The 19,924-nt window shown below is 69.9% G+C and carries 16 protein-coding genes and 2 pseudogenes; 12 read left to right on the forward strand and 6 right to left on the reverse strand.

All coding sequences use genetic code 11. The features are described from left to right. The first annotated feature begins 6 nt into the window (after positions 1 to 6). From ACFYXB_RS36690 to ACFYXB_RS36720, 7 genes are all read left to right on the forward strand, one after another. On the forward strand, positions 7 to 1,551 hold the full coding sequence (locus tag ACFYXB_RS36690; protein ID WP_389589354.1) for an ABC transporter substrate-binding protein: 1,545 nt from the start codon (positions 7 to 9) through the stop codon (positions 1,549 to 1,551). Continuing rightward, positions 1,548 to 2,579 carry an ABC transporter ATP-binding protein gene (locus ACFYXB_RS36695; protein WP_389589355.1) on the forward strand — a complete coding sequence of 344 codons (1,032 nt, stop codon included), beginning with the start codon at positions 1,548 to 1,550 and terminating at the stop codon, positions 2,577 to 2,579. The genes ACFYXB_RS36690 and ACFYXB_RS36695 overlap by 4 nt, the downstream gene beginning before the upstream one ends. Continuing rightward, positions 2,576 to 3,454: an ABC transporter ATP-binding protein gene (locus ACFYXB_RS36700; RefSeq protein ID WP_389589356.1), complete on the forward strand. Its 879-nt coding sequence runs from the start codon at positions 2,576 to 2,578 to the stop codon at positions 3,452 to 3,454. Before ACFYXB_RS36695 ends, ACFYXB_RS36700 begins: the two co-directional genes overlap by 4 nt. Then, the gene (locus tag ACFYXB_RS36705; RefSeq protein ID WP_389589357.1) at positions 3,451 to 5,691 is read left to right on the forward strand and encodes a trehalase family glycosidase; all 2,241 of its coding nucleotides are present in this window, start codon (positions 3,451 to 3,453) and stop codon (positions 5,689 to 5,691) included. The genes ACFYXB_RS36700 and ACFYXB_RS36705 overlap by 4 nt, the downstream gene beginning before the upstream one ends. Positions 5,692 to 5,731: 40 nt before the next feature. Further along, the gene (locus ACFYXB_RS36710; RefSeq protein WP_389589358.1) at positions 5,732 to 7,345 is read left to right on the forward strand and encodes an FAD-dependent oxidoreductase; all 1,614 of its coding nucleotides are present in this window, start codon (positions 5,732 to 5,734) and stop codon (positions 7,343 to 7,345) included. Between the two features lie 125 nt (positions 7,346 to 7,470). Beyond that, a complete protein-coding gene (locus ACFYXB_RS36715) occupies positions 7,471 to 8,352 on the forward strand; it encodes a dihydrodipicolinate synthase family protein (protein WP_389589359.1) in 882 nt (293 codons plus the stop codon). A gap of 193 nt (positions 8,353 to 8,545) precedes the next feature. Then, positions 8,546 to 10,660, forward strand: coding sequence for an exo-alpha-sialidase (locus tag ACFYXB_RS36720; protein ID WP_389589360.1), 2,115 nt, complete (start codon positions 8,546 to 8,548; stop codon positions 10,658 to 10,660). Between the two features lie 265 nt (positions 10,661 to 10,925). On the opposite strand, the gene ACFYXB_RS36725 is transcribed toward ACFYXB_RS36720, so the two are convergent. Then, positions 10,926 to 11,330, reverse strand: a complete 405-nt coding sequence (locus tag ACFYXB_RS36725; protein WP_389589361.1) for a hypothetical protein — start codon at positions 11,328 to 11,330, stop codon at positions 10,926 to 10,928. 254 nt (positions 11,331 to 11,584) lie between these two features. On the opposite strand from ACFYXB_RS36725, the gene ACFYXB_RS36730 reads away from it, so the two are divergent. Next, positions 11,585 to 11,800, forward strand: a complete 216-nt coding sequence (locus ACFYXB_RS36730; RefSeq protein WP_389589362.1) for an SDR family oxidoreductase — start codon at positions 11,585 to 11,587, stop codon at positions 11,798 to 11,800. Next, positions 11,748 to 11,921, forward strand: a pseudogene (locus ACFYXB_RS36735) (NAD-dependent epimerase/dehydratase family protein); the annotation flags it as partial. The gene ACFYXB_RS36730 and the pseudogene ACFYXB_RS36735, both read left to right, overlap by 53 nt. Before the next feature lie 120 nt (positions 11,922 to 12,041). Here ACFYXB_RS36735 and ACFYXB_RS36740 read toward each other — a convergent pair. From ACFYXB_RS36740 to ACFYXB_RS36755, 4 genes and pseudogenes are all read right to left on the reverse strand, one after another. Continuing rightward, positions 12,042 to 12,809, reverse strand: coding sequence for a hypothetical protein (locus tag ACFYXB_RS36740; protein ID WP_389589363.1), 768 nt, complete (start codon positions 12,807 to 12,809; stop codon positions 12,042 to 12,044). An 81-nt stretch (positions 12,810 to 12,890) separates the two neighbouring features. After that, a pseudogene (locus ACFYXB_RS36745) lies at positions 12,891 to 13,474 on the reverse strand (5-methyltetrahydropteroyltriglutamate--homocysteine S-methyltransferase); the annotation flags it as partial. 160 nt (positions 13,475 to 13,634) lie between these two features. Next, on the reverse strand, positions 13,635 to 14,306 hold the full coding sequence (locus ACFYXB_RS36750; RefSeq protein WP_389589364.1) for a hypothetical protein: 672 nt from the start codon (positions 14,304 to 14,306) through the stop codon (positions 13,635 to 13,637). Positions 14,307 to 14,577: 271 nt separating this feature from the next. Beyond that, the gene (locus ACFYXB_RS36755; RefSeq protein WP_389589365.1) at positions 14,578 to 15,576 is read right to left on the reverse strand and encodes an Ig-like domain-containing protein; all 999 of its coding nucleotides are present in this window, start codon (positions 15,574 to 15,576) and stop codon (positions 14,578 to 14,580) included. Positions 15,577 to 16,307: 731 nt separating this feature from the next. Here ACFYXB_RS36755 and ACFYXB_RS36760 point away from each other — a divergent pair. From ACFYXB_RS36760 to ltaE, 3 genes are all read left to right on the forward strand, one after another. Then, positions 16,308 to 17,309: an aldo/keto reductase family protein gene (locus tag ACFYXB_RS36760; protein WP_389589366.1), complete on the forward strand. Its 1,002-nt coding sequence runs from the start codon at positions 16,308 to 16,310 to the stop codon at positions 17,307 to 17,309. Positions 17,310 to 17,467: 158 nt separating this feature from the next. Further along, complete coding sequence (locus ACFYXB_RS36765; protein ID WP_389589367.1) at positions 17,468 to 18,457, forward strand: NAD(P)-dependent oxidoreductase; 990 nt, start codon at positions 17,468 to 17,470, stop codon at positions 18,455 to 18,457. A 135-nt stretch (positions 18,458 to 18,592) separates the two neighbouring features. Beyond that, positions 18,593 to 19,633: a low-specificity L-threonine aldolase gene (gene ltaE, locus ACFYXB_RS36770; RefSeq protein WP_389589368.1), complete on the forward strand. Its 1,041-nt coding sequence runs from the start codon at positions 18,593 to 18,595 to the stop codon at positions 19,631 to 19,633. A 63-nt stretch (positions 19,634 to 19,696) separates the two neighbouring features. Here the strand turns inward: ltaE and ACFYXB_RS36775 are convergent, their stop codons facing one another. Further along, the gene (locus ACFYXB_RS36775; protein ID WP_389589369.1) at positions 19,697 to 19,876 is read right to left on the reverse strand and encodes a hypothetical protein; all 180 of its coding nucleotides are present in this window, start codon (positions 19,874 to 19,876) and stop codon (positions 19,697 to 19,699) included. Positions 19,877 to 19,924 lie beyond the last annotated feature (48 nt).

The raw sequence follows: 19,924 nt of genomic DNA on the forward strand, positions 1-19,924 counted from the left end.
ACCACCATGACCAAGACGCGTGAGTACGGGCGGAGCCGGCTGATCCGGCTCGCCGCCATCGCCACGGCGGGCGCGGCGCTCCTCGCCGCCTGCACGACGACAACCGGCGGCGACGACAACGGAGGCGGTTCCGGAGCCTCGGCCGACGTGACGGCCGCGGGCACCTATCCGATCGAGAGCCTGGACCCGCACGGTGCCCAAGGCGCCTCCACGGGAACGCAGTTGGCTGGGCAGGAGATCTTCAGCAGACTCGTGAAACCCGACCCGGACGGCACGCTCAAGGGCGACCTCGCCACCTCCTGGAAGCCCAACAAGGATGTCACGGCCTGGACGTTCACGCTGCGCGACGGCGTGACGTTCTCCGACGGCTCCCCGCTCGACGCCGACGACGTGGTCGCGTCCTTCCAGCGGATGATCAGCCTGAACGGCCCCAACGCGGGCAACTTCCCGGGCTCCACGATGACCAAGACCTCACCCACCGAAGTAGTGCTCCGCAGCCCGGCGCCCGACGCGTCCGTCCCCGGCAAGCTCGGCACCTTCTACGTCATCCCGTCGGGCGTCGGCAAGGACGACACCGCCTTCTTCAACCACCCCGTCGGCTCGGGCCCGTTCACCGTCGACAAGTTCACCCCGGGCGAGTCGCTGGTCCTGGTGCCCAACAAGAAGTACCGGGGCGAGAAGCCCGCGCTCCGCCGGGTCACCGTACGGAACATCCCCGACCTGTCGGCGCGCATGACTGCGCTGCGCACCGGTGAGGTGGACATCGTATGGGGCATCCCGGACGACCAACTGGCCTCGCTGAAGGGCGAGAAGGACCTGACGGTGCAAACGGTGCCGAGCAGCGCCGAGTTCACCATGTGGTTCAACTCTTCGACCCCCGCCCTCAAGGACGCGAAGGTACGCAAGGCGATCTGGCAGGCGGTCGACTTCAAGACCATCATCAGCAAGCTCTATCCCGAGACCGGCAAGCCGGCCGACGCGCCCGTGACGAGTGTCGTCCTCGGCCACGTACCGCAGCCGCCCGTGGCCTACGACGCGACAGCCGCCAAGGCGGCGCTCACCGCCGCAGGCTTCGACTTCTCGAAGAAGCTCCGGCTCCAGTTCGCCAACGCCGAGTTCCGGCCCTTCATCCAGGCCGTCGTCTCGGACCTGCAGAAGGTCGGCGTGCAGGCGGACCCGCTGGAGAAGGAGCAGGCCACCTTCACGGAGGACCTGATCGCGCTCAAGTGGGACATCAACTTCCAGCAGCTGGCCACCCCCAGCTACGACGCGGCCAGCAACCTCGGCCGCCTCTACACCTGCGCGGCCAAGCGGAACGGCTACTGCAACAAGCAGTTGGACGGCCTGCTGGCGGCGGCGGGAGCGACGGCCGACAAGAAGAAGCGCACCGACCTCTACGGTCAGGCGAGCCAGATCATCTGGCGGGACGCCGTCGGGATGTACCCGATGTCGGTGAGCATCGCGTACGCCTGGAACAGTGACCTGAAGGGCTTCGTCCCCGACGCCAGCGGTCTGCCGGACTTCGCCACCGTACGGACCGGTGGCTCGTGACCCCCGCCGGAACCGCGCGCGAACGCGGGGTCACGAAACCGGCGCCCGCGATCGACGGGCCGCCCCTGCGGATCGACGACCTGGTGGTGGAACTGCCGGGCCCGCGCGGCACCCGGGTGCGCGTGGTGGACGGCGTGTCCTTCGACGTGCCACGCGCCACCACCGTGGGGCTGATCGGCGAGTCGGGCAGCGGAAAGACGATGACCGCCCAGGCGATCCTGGGCCTGCCACCCGAGGGCGCGACCCTGGCGGGCCGGCTGCTGTGGCACGGCGAGGACCTGATCGCGGCCGACCCGGCACGGCGCCGTACGGTACGCGGCCGGGAGATCGCGATGATCTTCCAGGACCCGCTCGCCGCGCTCAACCCGACCCAGCGGATCGGCCGTCAGGTCGGCGAGATCCCACGCCGCGACCGGCTGCCGCGCGCCGAGGTGAGCCGCCGGGTCGTCGAACTCCTCGACCGGGCCGGCGTGCCGGAGCCGAAGCGGCGGATGCGCGCCTACCCGCACGAACTCTCCGGTGGACTGCGCCAACGCGCCATGATCGCGATGGCGTTGGCCGGACAGCCCTCGCTGCTGCTCGCCGACGAGCCCACGACGGCGCTCGACGTCACCGTGCAGTCCCGGATCCTGCGGCTGCTGGCCGACATCCAGGCGGCGGACGGCCTGGCGATGCTGCTGGTCAGCCATGACCTGCGAGTCGTGTCGCACGTCGCCGAACGGATCGTGGTGATGTACGCGGGACGGGTCTGCGAGCGTGGGCCCGCCCGCGACGTACTGCGGCGGCCTGCTCATCCGTACACCGCCGCCCTGGTGCGCAGCGTGCCCGCCGTCAGAGCCCGTACCGCGCTGGCCGATCCGCTGCCGGGCGCCCCGGCAGCGCCGGCGAACCGGCCGGCCGGCTGCGCGTTCCATCCGCGCTGCCCACTGGCCCGCGCGCGGTGCCGCGGTGAGGTGCCGGAGGTGCGAGAGGTGGCGCCGGAGCGCTGGAGCGCCTGCCACTTCGCCGAGGAGGTGCTGGGGTCGTGAGCGCGAGTGAGCGGGAGGGGGAACTCCCCGCAGAGCGCGCACTTCCCGGCGGGTGCGCACTCCTCGATGTGCGTGATCTGCACGTCAGTTACGGAGGGCGGGGGAGAGGCCGCCGGGGCGGCCAGGTCGCCGTGGACGGGGTGAGCCTGTCGGTGGCGCCCGAGGAGACACTCGGGCTTGTCGGCGAGTCGGGCTCCGGCAAGACGACCGTGGCCCGGTGCGTGGCCGGACTGCTACGGCCCGGCGCCGGGACGCTCACCTTCGACGGCCGGCCGCTCGGCCGCGCGGGGCGTCGGCCGCCCGAGTTGCAGCGCGCGGTGCAGATGGTGTTCCAGGATCCGCGTTCGTCGCTGAATCCGCGCATGACGGTCGCCTCGATCATCGCCGAGGTCTGGAGCACCCATCCGGTCACCGCGCCGGAGGGCGACCGCACCGAGGCGCTGCACCGGCTCCTCGCCGACATGGGGCTCGACCCCGAGGTGGCGTCGCGGCGCGCGGGGGACCTGTCGGGCGGTCAGTGCCAGCGGGTCAGCATCGCCAGAGCGCTGGCGGTACGGCCCCGGCTGCTGGTGTGCGACGAGGCGGTGTCGGCGCTCGACGTGTCGGTCCAGGCCCAGATCCTGCGGCTGTTGGTCGATCTGCGGGGCATGCACCGGCTCGCGATGCTGTTCATCTCCCACGACCTGGGGGTGGTGCACCAGATCGCCGACCGGGTGGCGGTGATGCACCGGGGCGTGATCGTGGAGGAGGGCCGGACCGGCGAGGTGCTGACCGCGCCGCGTCACGCGTACACCCGGACGCTGCTGGACGCGGCCCTGGACCTGGACGACTCGGTGCCGGGCGACGGCACCGCCGACGACAAGGCGGTCGTATGAGCGAGAGTCGTACAAGCGAGAAGCGTGCCACCGTGACTCCGGAGGCGACCGGCTGGAACACCTGGGACGTCCGCACGCACACCGGTATGAGCCGGCTGCCGTCCGGACCGCGGGTGCGGTTCGGCGTACTCGGCCCCGAAGGCCCGGTGCTCGACGGGTTCACCTGGCGCGAGGGACTTGAGCGGCCGGGGCCGCACACCGTGGACGGCACCTACGCCGAGGTGACGGTACGGGCGGCGGGTCACCGGCTGCGGCTGGTCTTCGCGGGCGGACCCGGCGACGTCCTGCACGCCCGCGCCGAGAGCACGGGCAATGTCGTGCTGTCCGTGGAAGGCCTGGACGGCATCGACGAGCCGACGGGCCGTCCGGACTCGGCCGGCGGCGTCCCGGCCGGCACCTTCCTGGTCGGCACTGTCCTTGCGGGCGGCGTCCGTTGGACGGTCACCGCCTCGTGGCCGGCCCGCAGGGTCGAGAGTCCGGCGCACACGCTGGTGCTGGCGTTCGGAGCCGTGGCCGACGACGAACCGAACGACGAGGCCGGGACCGACGCCGGTCCCGGCACCGTGGAGCTGCGTATCGCGCCGGAGCGCGCGCCGGGCACGGTGGCGGAGACCGGCAGCGTACTCGCGGCGCGCCGCGCCGCCACCGACCGGACCCGGCTACGTTCCGGCGGCTGGCTCGGCGATGCCGCCGACGCCCTGACCAGGGCCGTCACCTGGAACACCATCTACGCCCCGGACATCGGCCGCGTCCTGACCCCGACCTCGCGGGACTTCGTCTGCGCCGAGCGGAAGGGCTTCTACGGCACATGGGCCCTGCACGCCTGGGACACGTTCTTCACCGGCCTCGCCGCCTCCGCCGTCGACCGGGACTACGCGCGCGGCGTGTTCGGGCAGATCCTTCCGTACACGGACGAGGCCGGCATGATCCCGAACCGGATCTCGGACGACGGGGGCCGCACCGACGACCGTTCGCAGCCGCCGGTCGGCGCGCTGACGGTGTATCAGGCCTATCTGGCGGGCGGCCTGTCGCCCGAGACCCGCGACGCGACACTGCTCGACGACACCTTTCCGGCGCTGCTGGCCTGGCACGACTGGTGGCCCCGGGCCCGCCGCGGGCCGCACGGGCTGCTCGCCTGGGGTTCCGACCCGATCGCGGGCGACCCCGCGTCGGCGACCCTGGACCGGGCCAAACGGGAGTCGGGCCTGGACGATTCGCCGATGTACGACGAGACGCTGTACGACCCGGCGACCCACACCATGGACCTGGCCGACGTCGGCCTGAACGCGCTGCACATCGCCGACGCCGAGGCCCTGGCGGAGATCGCCGACATCCTGGGGGAGCGCGCGACGGCCGACCGGCTGCGCGCCGAGGCCGCCACGGCCAAGGCGGTCGCCGACCGGCTGCTGTGGGACGGCGAGCGGGGCGGCTACCGCAATCTCACGGCGGCGGGCGCGCACGATCCGCACGTCTCACCGACGATGCTGTACGCGCTGCTCGGCGGGTTGCCGGACGCCGGCCGTGCGGCGGCCGTGGCCGCCGATCTGCTGCGGCCCGAAGCGCTGGGCGGCGTACGGCCCCTGCCCAGCGTGGCCCGGAACGACCCCGGCTTCGCGGCGACGTACTGGCGCGGCCGGATCTGGGCACCGATGGCGTATCTCGCCGTTCGTGGGCTGCGACGGTACGAGCTGACCGAGCTGAGCCGGCCGGTGGTGGGGGCCCTGTTGCGGCTGTTTCTCGACGAATGGCGTGAGTACGGCCACGTCAGGGAGAACTATCCGGCCGTCGACGGGGAGAACCTGACGGGTCTTCAGAAGCGTTCGGACGGGCTGATGGCCTGGGGAGGTCTGTTGGCGTATCTCGCCTTCGGTGAACTGGCCGACGCGCGGGCCGACGGCTGGCGGTTCGCCCACCCGGGCGAGCCGGCCGAGCTGTGCAACCTGCCGCTCGGCGAGGGCCGCCTCGACGTCCGGGCGGCCGACCGGCTCACCGTCGGCCTCGACGGACGTGTCCTGCTGGACATGGCGCCCGGAGTCGTCGTACGGGGCTACCGGCTGACCGACGACCGCGTCACCGGGACTGCCGAGGGCATCGGCGACCTGCTCGTCACACCGCCGGGCGGTGGCCCGCCCGTGCCGGTGGACGTACGGGGCGGACCTCGGAGCTTCACGTTCGGCCCGGACGGAGGGCCGGCCGAGCGAAGCTCCGGCCACGACCGGCAGCGCAGACAGCGATGACGCAGACAGTGCGGGTAACACACGGGAGGGGGAGCGGCATATGAGCGCGGAGACGTCGGCATCCACAGACATCCTCGTCGTGGGCGGGGGCCTCGGCGGCGTGGCCGCCGCGCTGGCCGCCCTCGACCGCGGTCGGTCGGTCCTGCTCACCGAGGAGACCGACTGGATCGGCGGTCAGCTCACCAGCCAGGGCGTACCGCCCGACGAGCACGCCTGGATCGAGCAGTTCGGCGCCACCCGCACCTACCGCGCGCTGCGCGAGGCGATCCGCGAGCACTACCGGATGTGGTATCCGCTCACCGACGAGGCCAGGCGGCGCCGGTATCTCAACCCGGGCGAGGGGCGCGTGAGCGCGCTGTGCCACGAGCCGAGGGTCGCCGCCGCCGTTCTGGAGGCCATGGTCGCGCCGTACGTGGCCGCCGGCCGACTGCGGATCCTGTACGGGCACCGGCCGGTGGCCGCTTCGGTGGAAGGCGACCGGGTACGGTCCGTGGTCGTCGAAGGCCCGGACGGTATGCGGGTCGAGGTGTCGGCGCCGTACGTCCTTGACGCGACGGAACTTGGCGACCTGCTGCCGCTGACCGGCGCCGAGCATGTGACGGGCTTCGAGTCGCGGCGGGACACGGGGGAGCCGAGCGCGCCCGACGAGGCGCAGCCGGCCAACATGCAGGCGTTCTCCTGGGTGTTCGCCGTCGACCATCTGGCCGGAGAGGACCACACCGTCGACCGGCCGGCCGGCTACGACGGCTGGGCCGCGTACCACCCCCCGCAGTGGCCGAACCGGCTGCTGAGCCTGAGCGCGCCCGACCCGAGGACGCTGGAGACCGTACCGCGCGGCTTCACTCCGAACGCCGACTCGGGGCCGGTCGTCGCCGACCAGAGCAAGGACGCGGGTGACAAGGAGTTGTGGGAATTCCGCCGGGTGGTCTCCCGGAAGCTGTACCGGCCAGGCTTTGTCGCGAGTGATGTGACCATCGTCAACTGGCCCATGATCGACTACCTGCCCGGATCGCTGATCGGGGTGGACGACAAGGAGCGGGACCGGCATCTGGTGGGGGCCCGCGAGCTGAGCATGAGCATGCTCTACTGGCTCCAGACCGAGGCACCCCGCCCCGACGGCGGCACCGGCTGGCCCGGCCTGCGGCTGCGCGGCGATGTGTTCGGTACGGCCGACGGGCTGGCCAAGGCGCCGTACATCCGTGAGTCACGCCGGATCGTCGCCCGGCGCCAGATCGTCGAACAGGACCTGTCCCTCACCGTCAGGGGCGAACACGGCGCGGTGCGCTATCCGGACTCCGTCGGCATCGGGATGTACCGGATCGACCTGCATCCGTCCACCGGCGGCGACACCTATATCGACATCGCCAGCAGCCCCTTCCAGATCCCGCTGGGCGCCCTGCTCCCCGTGCGGCTACGGAACCTGCTGCCCGTGTGCAAAAACATCGGCACCACCCACATCACCAACGGCTGCTACCGGCTGCACCCCGTCGAGTGGAACATCGGCGAGGCGGCCGGGTCGCTAGCGGCGTACTGCCTCGACAACCGGCTGGACGTCGAGCAGGTATACGAGGACGGCGAGCGGCTGCGCCGCTTCCAGGACGAACTCACGCGCGCCGGGGTCGAACTGGCCTGGCCCGAGATCAAAGGGTACTGATGGGCAGTCAAGACAGAGGGGCCGACGGGGAGAGACGGACCCGCGGGAGCGGAACGGATGGCCGGCCAAGACGGGTCGGCGACGAAAGGAGGCAGGCCGACGGCCGCGCGCTGCTGGCCGGTGTCATGGTCCCGTTGGTCACACCGATGGACCGGCCGGGACGACCGTCGGCCTCGGCCGCCGACGCCCTGCTCGGCGCGTTGGCGACGGCGGGCGCACGCGGCCTCATGCTCTTCGGCAGCAACGGCGAGGGCCCGCTGCTGCCCACGGCACAACTGGGTGACTTCGCCGCCGGGGTAGCCAAGCGCTGGCGCGAACTGACCGAGGGTGGGCCGGTATTGGTCAACGTCACGGCTCCCGGCACCGCCGAGGCGCTGGCGCGGGCGGAGGCCGTCCTGCCCGCCGAGCCGGACGCGCTGGTACTCAGCCCGCCGATCTACTTCCACCACAGGCACGACGAGATCGTCGCGCACTACGTGGCCTTGGCCTGCCTCGGCGTTCCCGTCGTCGCCTACAACGCTCCCCGCTACAGCAATCCGCTGACACCCGCCCTGCTCGACGAATTGACGCGCCTCGCGCACCTCGTGGGTATCAAGGACAGCTCGGGCGACCTCGCGCTGTTCGGCCACGCCGTCGCGGCGGCCCGCCGGCGCGACGACTTCGGGGTCAGCCAGGGCGCGGAGGGGCAGGCACTCGACGCGCTGCGGCTCGGGGCCGACGGTGTGGTCCCCGGAGTGGCCAATCTGGCGCCTGGGGCGGCCGTTGAACTGTTCCGGGCCCACCGCGATGGACGGGACGGTGACGCGTGGCGCGCGCAACAGCTGCTCGACGAGGTGCTGGCGCTGCACACCGTGCGAACCGGTGTGCCGGCGGTGAAGGCCGTCCTGGCCGAACGAGGGTTGTGCCCGCCGCATGTCGCGGCGCCCTTCACACCGTGCTCCGACGAGGAGCGACATGCACTGCTCGACCTGCTCGCTCCCCTCGACGCACATCTCATACGCGCCTGATCCCGCATGTGCGCCTGATCCGGTACGTGCCGGATCCGCACGCCCCCGATCAGGACCACACGCCCCTGATCAGCGCCCCAGGCTTGTGACCAGGACAGCACGCCCCTGATCAGTCCAGTACGTCCTGATCGGGACCGTAACGCCCCTGCGCCGGCTCCCTCTCCTCCGTACCGCCCGAAAGGGGTGGCCCACCATGTCCGACACCGGACCGAAGCGCACCGCCATGAACCGCAGATCCTTCGCCCTGGGCGTCGCCGGCCTCTCGGTGACCGCCGCGTTCGGCCCCGCAACCCTCGGATCCACGGCACATGCCGCCGACCGGTCGTCCGCACCCGACCGGCATGGCAACTTCTTCCACGAGCAGACCCTCTGGGACTCCGTCGAGGGCCCGCTCGTGAACTACCACGTCCACGCGCTCGCCGTGCTGCCCGACGACACCATCCTGGCCGTGACCGAGGGCCGTCACGAGGTGTGCGACGCCGGGCCGCGCGATCTGCTGCTGCGCCGCAGTACCGACGGCGGCGAGACCTGGGAGGCGAGCCGCACACTGGTCACCTCCGCCGACGGCGAGTCCTGGGGCAACCCGGCGCTGGTCGTGGACCGGGAGACACGGGAGGTCTTCCTCTTCTACATGCTCTCGCTCCGACTGCCGCAGAACACCTCCTGCTCGGGCGACTCGGGCGACCTCTATATGATCTCCAGCCGGGACAGCGGCCGGACCTGGGGCGAGGTACGGAACCTGGCAGGCCTGTTCGACGGGTTTCCCTACAACTGGGCGCTGCACGGCCCCGGTCCGGGCCACGGAATCCAGCTGAGGTCCGGCCGTCTGCTGCTCAACTGCTCGCACCGCAGGGTGATCGTCGGCAACACCGTGGCCGAGCGTTACTACGGCGTCGCGCCGATCTACAGCGACGACCACGGCGCCACCTGGCAGGCAACCGGCGAAGTGCCCGTACAGGTCAAGTACCCCATCAACGAGGCGCGGATGGTGCAGCGCTCCGACGGCAGCGTGCTCGTGAACGGCCGCGCCGCGGCGGGCGGTGAGGGACAGCGCATCGTCTCCGTCAGCTCGGACGACGGCCTGACGTGGTCGCAGCCGGCGCTCGACGGCGGCACCGGCTCGTTCAACGCGGTGGACGCAAGCCTGTTGCGCTACACCGGCAGCCGCGACACCGACCGGGTGCTGTTCAGCCGCCCCGACTCGCCCGTCAGATACAACATGACGGTGTCGGTCAGTTACGACGAGGGCATCTCGTACCGGTACTCGCGGGTCATCAACGAGAACCGTTCCTTCTACTCGGATCTCGCCCGGCTGTCCGACGGCACCATCGTGCTGTTGTACGGCTGCGACGGTGACCTGGCGAGTGTCCCGCGCCGGGTCAACGTATGCCGTTTCTCGCTCGACTGGCTGACCCGTGGCCGCGACAGCCTGCGCCGTGGCCCCCGCTGCCGGGAGACCGTCATCGCCCTGGCCGACACGGACCGCAAAGTCACCGGCGGCGCCGTGAAAACCGTCAGCGATCCGCTCGCGCGCCGCGGCGAGCGACTGGTCCTCACTCCCGAACAGGTGGGCGATGCCGCCGAGTTCACCTTCCGGGTGCCGCACACCGGCGAGTACGAGCTGCTCCTACGCCACTACCGCTCGGTGGACGGCGCACTGGCCACCATCACGGTGAACGGCACCAGGCTGCCCGCCTTCGCGATCGACACCACGGCGCAGTCAGCGGACGGCTTCGATCTGGCCCACATCGGCACCACTCGACTGCGCGCCGGGCGGCACACCGTGCGGTGCGCGGTGACGGGGACCGGCAGGGGCGGCGGGACCCTGCTCGGCCTCGACTCGCTCAGCCTGATCGAGGCGCCGGGCTCCGCCGACGTACGCGCGGAGGTGGTCGTGGACAACGACCGGCTGGGCTTCGAGGTCGTCACCGGCAGCTGGCCGACGGCGACGACGGGCCCCGGCTTCTGGGCGGGTAACTACCGCACAGCGCCCGCCGGTTCGGGCGAGCGGATGGTGCGCTGGCGTCCGGCCGTGCCCCAGGACGGCGTTTACGAGATCCAGACGTCCTACCCCCCGGCTGCCAACCGCGCGGGCAACGCCCCGTACACCGTCGTCCACGCTGACGGCACCGCCACTGTCCGGATCGACCAGCGGGTAGCGGGAGCCACCGATCCGCGCGGCGGCTCGTGGGTCTCGCTCGGCACCTACCGGCTGCGGGCCGGTCTCGGCACGTCGGTCGAGCTGACCAACGACGCCGACGGCACGGTGGTCGCCGACGCGATCCGACTGCTGGGCCCGAGGACCTGAGGCCCGGACTCCGGCCCGCCCCGGCCCCGGTATCGAGGTGGCCAGCATGACGGTGAACTGCGCTCCGGCCAGGGCCGCGAGCGCGGCTCCGGGACTGCGGCTGGCGGTGGATTTCACAGCACCCTCCCTGTGTGGTTAACCCCTCACATCAAAGGTCCAAGAGCGGCGGGGCTGTGCGCCCCGCCTGCAGGCCGCGCCCGGTAGCGCTCATGCGCGCGTGTCGTCGACGTCGAAGCCGATCACCGCGCTCAGGGCCCGCAAGGCGTCATCGTATTGGCGACGATCGAACTGGAACGGACCGAATGCCACATGGTCGCGGGTCTTGCGGTGCGGTTGCTCGAAGGGCGTCCCAGGTCACGAGGTCGGCTGTCGCGGTGATGCGGGCCATGAGCGGCCAGCATCCCCACTCGCCGCATTCACAACCGAGAACGGGTGTCTTCGGCCCCATCGCGTTGGTGGACCGTCCGAGGAAGTGGTCCTGCACCGGGCCGAACCCGAAGAACTCCGGGATCAGACCGCCGTAGGCGTCGCCTGCGGGCTGCATCCCGGCCGCGATCTCGAAGCCGTCGATCAGCTCGGTGAGTGGTGCTCCGTCGATGCGGGGGACGATCACGAGCGCGCCGCCGTCGCCATGGTGCTGGCAGTCGAACCGGATGTCATTGCTGGTCATCCAGTGATTGTCTCAGCGAAGCCGTTCCCTCCTCCCGGGTGGGTTGAGCTGGGGCTATGCGTGGCATGCCGAGGTTGATCGCCCCCCGGACCGATCAGGTCCGGGACAGCCAGCGGCGGCGGCTGCTCCGGCGCCTGGCACGGATGAGCTGCTGGGCCACGATGTGTCCCGAGCCGCCGCCGAGACCAGGGCCAGGATGTGTGGAGGCACCGATGTGCCACAGACCTCGCACCGGTGTGGCGTGCCGTGCGCGGGTGAATGCCGTTTCACCTGGACCGGCGGGCACCGAAGGCACCGCCGCCGTCGGCGACCAGTCGGACGCCTTCAACCAGGTCAATGCGCGCGGTCGTGCAGGTGACCCGGGCGAGATAGCCGAGATCGTCGCCTTCCTCGCCGGCCCGGCCGGCAGTTACCTCAATGGCACGATCATCCCCGCGGACGGCGGCGAACGCAGCCTTCTGCCTGGCTGACGGGATCAACACCGTGCGCATCTTCATCATCGGGGCCACCGGCTTCGTCGGCGGAGCCGTCGCCCGCCACCTGTCCCACGAGGGGCATCACGTCACCGGGCTGGCCCGCAGTGCTCGTGCTGCCGCCACACTCACCACTCAGGGCATCACCCCGGGCGCGGTCGCCTGGTCATACGCCATGGGCAGATTGCCAGCGTCCACCGAGCCGGGCTCCTCGTCGCGGGCATCCTTCTTGGGCCGGTCACCCGGAGACCGGGGAGCCGTCGGCCGTGTCGGTGGAGCGCAGCAGGCGCAGGAACGCCTTCACGCCCGCGATGATGTCCTGGTTGTCGGTGAGGCGGTTCACCGTGGACTCGAACTCCCTGCCCAGCGCGGCGATCCTGCGGTCCGCCTCCTCGGTCCGCTCGTACGTGCTCATGGCCAGCGCGTCTACGGTGCGGCGCAGTTCGGCGAGGGCTCGGTACTGTTCCTCCGCCTTCTCCTCCAGGACCCGTGTCCCGGCCTCGGCGCGATTCAGCTGGGCGTGCAGCTCAACGACGTCGTCGCGCGGATACGTGACCTCCTTCAGGAGGGTGCCCAGACGTCGCCGAAGCTGGCCGAAGTAAGCGCCGGCCGGGCGGAAGAAGGTGCTCAGCAGGAAGAACGCGGCGAACCAGTAGCCCGTGAACTCGCCCGTCGCCCAGGTGACCGCGAAGACGACCGCCGCCGTCAGGACGTGACCCGCGACCGCCGCCCGGAGCATCGTGCGGGCGATGCGGTCGGCCTCGGCATCCCGGGTTGGGGAGACCTTCATGCCCCTCTCACGGCTCACCGCGATCTCGGCGAGCACCGCATGCGCGCGGAAGTACAGGTTCCAGGGCAGCGTGAGCAGGAGCAGTAGCCACAAAAGGCTGAGCACGCCGGCCCCGACCGCGAATACCACTGCGGGCGGTGCCCCTGTCACGTATGCGAGGACCAGCGCTGCGGCCGCCGCCGCGACGGCTGCCACCGCCGCCAGGAATCTGCCCATGCCCCCGCCTCCCGCGCGTAGGTCGACACAGCCCATCGTCCCCGGCCCGGTACGGGTCGTCATGAGTAGGCGTACTCAGTGGAGCATGCCCTTGACGGGGTGGTCGGTGAAAGTCTGGGCGTATGTCGTCCAGCGCACCGTCATCGGCTCGGGGCGGGAGAGGTCACAGGCGAGGATCGGCGGGCGGACGGAACGGGTGCCGTAGGACTGGACCCAGCCGTGCCGGGTGGCGAGGCGACCGGTGAGCCGTTCGGCGAAGTACTGGACCATGTCGTTGCGTTCGGGCTCGCCGTGCACGAGGACGTCAAGACCGCACTTCTCCTGGAAGGCGATCACCTCGTGAATCTCGGCCCTGACGCGTTCCTCGTAGGCGGCGGTGTCGATCCGGCCCGCGCGCAGATCGGCGCGGGCCCTGCGCAGTTCACCGGCGTGCGGGAAGGAACCGATCGTCGTCGTGGGCAGCAGGGCAGGCCGAGTCTGGCACGCTGGGCCGAGACCCGTTCGCCGTACGGCAGAGAGCGGCAGGCGTCGGCATCGGTGACGGCGGCGGCGCGGGCGGCCGGATCGTGGGTGAGAGGAGAGCCGGCGTGGGAGGCGAGATCCGACCGGTTCGCGGCGGGCTCGGCGGCGATCGAGCCGGTGCCGTGGGTCAGGCCCAGGGCGAGGGCTTCCGTCAACTCGCCGACCTGCTTGGCGGAGTCGGCGGTGAATAATGTGTCCGGACCCAGCTCGGGGACCAGGTAGTTGTAGTTGTTGTCGAACCTCCGACAGGCTGTCTCACTAGTCTCGGGGAGTCCATACAGGGGCCTTTGAGCCCAGGCCAGATCAGAAGAGTCCCCACGAGGTCACAAAGTTCGTGAGATCTGCGTGAGGGAGCGGTTCGTGAGCTGATGTCCGTTTCTGGGCGAGGCTGAGGCAGGACTGCTGCATGGTACTGGGTCTGTTAGATCCATTCCCTTGGCCAAAGGAGCACGGCGAGCGTGCCGCCGACGAAGGAAGGACGACCAGGAAGAGGCTCGGGCCTTCAGTGTGCGCCTGCCCACAACGATCCCTCCAGTCCGGTCGTTGTCCACGCCAGCCATTCCCTGGCCGGGGCGGTGGTCGACGGGCACAGCGTCCACGGCGCCTGAAGACCGCGTGCTGCGAAGAGAGTTCCTCGAGGGCCCGGCGGCGGCGGGCGTTCGGCCAGCCGGTCAGGTCGGTGCCGTCCTGGTGGAGCAGGTCGAAGACGACGAAGTGCGCCGGCCACTGCCGCGCCGCCCGGCCGCAGCGTTCCCGCGCCATGTTGAGGCGCTGATGCAGCCGCTCGAATGCCAGCCGGTCCTCCTCCCACACGACCAGTTCGCGATCCAGTCCCGTGTCCGCGGCTAGCTGTGCGAGGGCGGTTGCGCGGATCTCGGGGAACGCCTGCACCATGTCCGTGCCGCGCCGCGAGCGCAGCAGTACCCGCCCGTCCCCGTACGCGGCGAGCTGGGCGCGGTAACCGTCCCATTTCATTTATGCGCTGTTGAACTGTCTGCGGATTTTGTCCGGCGCCATGTCGATCACGGGTTGACGAGTGCGCTTCACTCGCCAGGAGCAGGCGTGGCCACGCGAGGCGACGGCGCTCATGCGTGAGTTCAGTGCCTTGTTCGCTGACCTCGACCAGCGGTTGGACGAGTGGGGGTGCCGGAGGGCCAGCCGTTTCAGACCAGCCCGAAGGGCGAGAACGACGGTGGCCTCGCGGTCAACATCATCGAGTGCTGACTGGCGCCGCCACCGCAGCGCATCACAGCGTCGCGGTCGTCTGCTCCCCGGACGCGCTGCCCGCGAGCCACTGGTCCCATCCCAGGTTGAAGTCGGCGTAGCCGTTGTCGGCCGGGGCCTTGGCTCGGGGCGAGCCGGTGATGGTGACGGGGTCGCCCTGCTTGACCTGGCCGTAGAACCACTTGGCGTCCGACATGGACAGGTGGACGCAGCCGTGCGAGCCGCGGGCGCTGCCGCTGCCCGGAGTGGGGTCGCCGGTCGAGTAGTGCACGTACGTGCCGGACTGGGTCAGGTGGACGTCCCAGGGCAGCGTCAGGTCGTAGTAGTTGGGGTTGGCCTTGTCGCAGCTGATGCCGACGCTGCAGGAGGTCATGTGGACCTTCTTCTGCTTGTCGATGACGGCCATCGTGCCGTTCCACGTCGGATACTGGGCGCTGCCCGCATTGATCGACAGGGTGCGCACCAGCTTGCCGTCGCGGGTCACCTTCATGGTGTGGCCGGTCACCGAGACATCTGCGTGCACCTCGTCGCCGATCGTGAAAGTGTGCGTGTAGCTGTGCACGCCGTAGCGTCCGTTGCCGTTGCTGACGCCCTTCATGTCAGCGTCGATCTTCACCTTGGTGCCGGAGGGCCAGTACGTCTTCGGCCGCCAGTCGGCGCGCTTGTCGCCCATCCAGTGCCAGGCGCCGGCCACCGGCTGCGAGGCGCTCACCGTCATGTGCTTCTCGACCGTGGCCCGTGCCTTGGCCGCCACCGGGTTCGTGAAGACCACCGAGATCGGCATGGCCACGCCGACCGTGGTTCCCGTCTGCGGGGTGATCGTCTCCAGCAGCATCGGAGGGCCCGGGGGCTTCGTCGGGGTGGGCCAGGCGCTCGCACTCGGCTTTCCCGACGCCTTTGCGTCGTCCCGGCTCGCCTTGTCACTGCCGCCCCCGCCGCAGGCACTCGCGCCCACCAGCATCGCGACCGTGACGAGTGCGATCCCTATGCCGCCCTTGCGCCGTCCCACAACCTGCCCCACTCTCTCGCTCCACGGCCCTAGCGGGCCCACTCGCTGTCAGACAGCGAGGGCGTGGGCTGCAGTTGCGTGCGGCGCGTAAAAAGTGCCTCAAAACTCGGTGTGCACCGCCGGGTCGGGGACGATGAGGGGCGCGACATCGTCGACTCCCACCTTCAGAGCGCGTCAGGTGGAAGGGATTGGGCCGCACCACTGTGGTCTGGCGGTCGGTGGTACCGGCCGGTGTGCAGTTGCGCGGACGCTGGTCCGGCTTGATCTTGAGAGTCACTAGGGAAACCTGCACGTCATGGCCCCCTACGGCCGAATGCGCTGACGAATTGATCTTGCCGACTGATGCAGGTTGGGCGCAACGTGAATCCCGTCATACTCGGCAATGTGCCCTCCGTTGAACATTCCGGGGTGATCCGGTTGGCGGCCGGAAGGTCGCACAGGGAAGTAACTGGCAATGAGTTCGCGGGGTTTTACCAAAAGAAAGGTAACGTGACCGAAACGGAAGAAGGCTTTGCCGAGTCGCCTTGAGCAACGAAGCTTACCGGCTGACCACCGCCGATCAGCAGAGAATTTGAAGCAACTCGCAAGCGAGAAAAGGGGCATTCAAGGCAAGCCATGCACCGCCCGCACCACCTTCGCAGCCCGCGCCGGGGTGCCGTAGAACGGTTACCCGACCCCCCATCGCAGCAGAACTCGCGCAGGGGGATCATGGAGGCATTCCCGATGCATTGAGAGGTTCGACGATGGAATACCGGCATCTCGGTAGCAGTGGCATGGTCATCAGTGAGATCGCATACGGCAACTGGCTGACCCACGGCTCGCAGGTCGAGGAGGAAGCCGCCGTCGCCTGTGTGCGGGCGGCTCTCGACGCGGGTATCACGACGTTCGACACCGCTGACGCCTATGCCGAGACCCGCGCCGAGGCGGTGCTGGGCCAGGCGTTGAAGGGGGAGCGCCGCGAGGGGATCGAGATCTTCACCAAGTTGTACTGGCCCACTGGCCCCGGGAAGAACGACCGCGGGCTGTCGCGCAAGCACATCATGGAGTCGATCGACAACTCCCTGCGCCGGCTGCAGACATCTTACGTGGACCTCTATCAGGCGCACCGGTTCGACCGATTCACCCCGCTGGAAGAGACCATGGAGGCGTTGGCCGACGTGGTCCGCTCCGGCAAGGCCCTGTACATCGGCGTCTCCGAGTGGACGGCCGACCAGATCCGGCGAGCGCACGCGCTTGCGCGGGAGCTCAAGGTGCCGCTGGTGTCGAGCCAGCCCCAGTACTCGATGCTGTGGCGGATCATCGAGGGCGAGGTCGTGCCGACATGCCAGGAGCTCGGCATCGGACAGATCGTGTGGTCGCCGATCGCCCAGGGTGTGCTGACCGGCAAGTACCTTCCCGGAAAGCAGGCCCCCGCGGGGTCTCGGGCGACGGACGACAAGGGTTCGGCGATGATCAGCCGCTTCATGCGTGACGAGGTGCTCGAAGCGGTGCAGAAGCTGAAGCCGCTGGCCGATGAGGCGGGCCTGACGCTTGCGCAGTTGGCGGTCGCCTGGGTGCTGCAGAACAGCAACGTTTCGGCTGCCATCGTCGGCGCGTCCCGTCCGGAGCAGGTGGCGGAGAACGCCAAGGCGGCCGGTGTGAAGCTGGATGCCGATCTGATGGCCCGCATCGACAAGATCGTGGCACCGGTGGCCGTGACAGATCCTCAGCTCGTGCACCAGAACGTCCCGGCGCAGCGTCCCTGAACCGGTCGGCGCAGCGTCAGCACTCGGCCGGGCCTTCAAAGGGGCCCGGCCGGCGAGCCGAGACCGCATCGATCACCGGCTCCTTCCCAAGCCGGGTCACGAACGACTCCAGCGTGTCAAGGGACACCAGTCGATGACGAAGTACTGAAGGGTCGGACGTGTCTGAGCTGAGCGGGGGTGACCTGACGTCGTCCCATGGGTGGACCACGGAGTTGAACAGCGTCCGGATCGTCGTCGCCCACCAGCTCTCCGGTGAGCTGGAGGGCGCACTGGCCGAGGCGCTCGCGACGCGAGGCGGCCCGGCGGTGCACCGGTACTCCTCACAACTCGCGCACACAGGGCAGCCGCTCGTCTACATCGGCTCGACACCACCACGAGCACTGCTCCAGGACAGCGGCGGCCTGGTCTGGTTCCACAGCAGCAATGCCGGGGTGGATGCGGTGCTGCGAGAGGGCTTGCCGAGCGGAGTACTGCTGACGCGCACCGTGGGAAGGATGGGAGAGCGGATCGCTCAGTTCGTGGTGGGCTGGATCCTGTCGGAATGCCAGAGGGTGCCGGATCACCTTGCGCAGCAGCGCGACCGGCGGTGGCAGCGGCTGCACTCCGAACTTGTCCGGGGGCAGCTGGCTGTGGTGTACGGAACCGGTGCGGTCGGCGCGCAGATCGGCCATGCGCTGCGACGGAACGGCATTCGATCGGTCGGGATCTCCCGTACGGGGCGTCAGGCCGGTGGATTCGCCGATGTCCTGGTTCCGGGCCGAGCCGAGGAGGTTTTGCCTCAGGCGCGTTGGGTGATCAACGCGCTTCCGCTCACAGCGGCCACTGCGGGACTCTTCGACGACACGGTGTTCCGACAGCTGAACGAAGCCACCTTCGTCAACGTCGGCAGGGGCGCCACGGTGGACATGGAATCGCTGGCCCGGGCGCTGAGCGGCGGGCAGGTGCGCAGTGCGGTGCTCGACGTCCTGCCCGAGGAACCTCCTGCACTCGACGCCCTTTGCTGGAGTCTGCCGCGTACCACGATCACAAGCCACTCGGCAGGCATCACGTACGACGAGGACGTCGTCCATGACTTCATGAGGTGCTGGGACGACCTGCGACGCGCCAGACATCCTGCGCTGGCGGTCCAGTCGACACTTGGATACTGACCGCCTCGGCACCAGGTTTTCGAACAGCCGGCCCGGTGACACGGCCGTTGCCGCGATCATCGCCACGCCCGCAGGACGCACGCGCTCGGCCGCCCCGCCGACGGTCGCAAGACGGTGCTCCGGTAGGAAAGAGGCATGAACAACGTCATAGACCTGCGGAGCGACACCGTCACCCGGCCCACCCAACCGATGCGCGACGCCATGGCGCGGGCCAACGTGGGGGACGACGTGTTCGGCGACGATCCCGCCGTGAATGCGTTTCAGGAGCGGATGGCGGAGTTGCTCGGCTTCCCGGACGCGCTGTTCGTCTCGTCAGGCACCATGAGCAATCTGTGCGCAATGCTCAGTCATTGCGGGCGGGGCGACGAGTACATCGCGGGATGGGACGCGCACGTCTACACCCATGAGGGCGGCGGGGCGGCCGCGCTCGGAGGGATCCACCCACAGCCGTTGCCGCATCGGGAGGACGGGACGCTCGACCTGACGGACATCGAGGCGGCGGTCAAGCCGGACGATCCGCATTTCGCGCGAACTCGGCTGCTGTGTCTGGAGAACACATTCGGGGGCACGGTGATCGCTCCTGAGTATCTGGAGGCGGCCACGTCTCTGGCCCGCAAGCACGAACTGGCGACGCACCTGGACGGGGCCAGGCTGTTCAATGCTGCGGTGGCCGGCGGCGGCGATCCGTACGACGGGGCGCGGAAGATCGCGGGGGATTTCGACAGCGTGTCGGTGTGCTTCAGCAAGGGTTTGGGGGCGCCGGTGGGTTCGGTGCTGCTCGGTTCACGGGAGTTCGTCGGCGAGGCCCGGCGGTGGCGCAAAGTACTGGGCGGCGGCTTGCGACAGGCGGGAGTACTGGCAGCCGCCGCGTCGTACGCGCTGGATCACCACGTCGAGCGGCTGGCCGAGGACCACGCGAACGCCGCACTGTTCGCCGAGGCGCTCGATGGAGTGCCGGGGCTGGAGGTCGGCGCGGCGCGCACCAACATGGTGTTCGCGCGGACCATTGCAGGGGCCACGCCGCAGGACCTGGTGGAGCGGCTGGCGGCCCGGGGTGTGCTGTGCACGGGTGGGCGGCCGTACTTCCGGTTCGTGTTTCACCTCGACGTCTCGCGGGAGAACGCGGAGTGCGCCGCACGCGTGGTACGGGACACCCTGGCCGAAAGCACCGACTGACGGCAGGCGGCGGGTGTCGACATGCATGCGGCTGAACTGCACTGGGCTTCGCAGAATCCATGGTCAGGGCGACGGCTGCCATGCAGAGGCGGCGTTCGGGGAAGCGAACCGGGTGTCACGGATCGGCCGGGACCGCCGGAGGGTAAGCGCGGCGAGCGTCGTGCAGAACTCCAGCGCCACCTGCGCGACGTCGCCGACTGCGTCGCCCGCATCAGCGAACGCGTGCACGGCCGCGTAGATCAAGAAGATACCTCTGAGCGCCGGGACTGGCTCTGGGCTCAGGCACTACAC

It is taken from the genome of Streptomyces sp. NPDC002619 (assembly GCF_042889305.1).
Classification (GTDB): Bacteria; Actinomycetota; Actinomycetes; order Streptomycetales; family Streptomycetaceae; genus Streptomyces.

Bases quoted from the DNA above. Each gene is read 5' to 3' on its own strand.
- ACFYXB_RS36690 (WP_389589354.1), top strand. From the start codon at position 7: ATGACCAAGACGCGTGAGTACGGGCGGAGCCGGCTGATCCGGCTCGCC.
- ACFYXB_RS36705 (WP_389589357.1), top strand. From the start codon at position 3,451: ATGAGCGAGAGTCGTACAAGCGAGAAGCGTGCCACCGTGACTCCGGAG.
- ACFYXB_RS36710 (WP_389589358.1), top strand. From the start codon at position 5,732: ATGAGCGCGGAGACGTCGGCATCCACAGACATCCTCGTCGTGGGCGGG.
- ACFYXB_RS36715 (WP_389589359.1), top strand. From the start codon at position 7,471: ATGGTCCCGTTGGTCACACCGATGGACCGGCCGGGACGACCGTCGGCC.
- ACFYXB_RS36720 (WP_389589360.1), top strand. From the start codon at position 8,546: ATGTCCGACACCGGACCGAAGCGCACCGCCATGAACCGCAGATCCTTC.
- ACFYXB_RS36725 (WP_389589361.1), bottom strand. From the start codon at position 11,330: ATGACCAGCAATGACATCCGGTTCGACTGCCAGCACCATGGCGACGGC.
- ACFYXB_RS36740 (WP_389589363.1), bottom strand. From the start codon at position 12,809: ATGGGCAGATTCCTGGCGGCGGTGGCAGCCGTCGCGGCGGCGGCCGCA.
- ACFYXB_RS36750 (WP_389589364.1), bottom strand. From the start codon at position 14,306: ATGAAATGGGACGGTTACCGCGCCCAGCTCGCCGCGTACGGGGACGGG.
- ACFYXB_RS36760 (WP_389589366.1), top strand. From the start codon at position 16,308: ATGGAATACCGGCATCTCGGTAGCAGTGGCATGGTCATCAGTGAGATC.
- ltaE (WP_389589368.1), top strand. From the start codon at position 18,593: ATGAACAACGTCATAGACCTGCGGAGCGACACCGTCACCCGGCCCACC.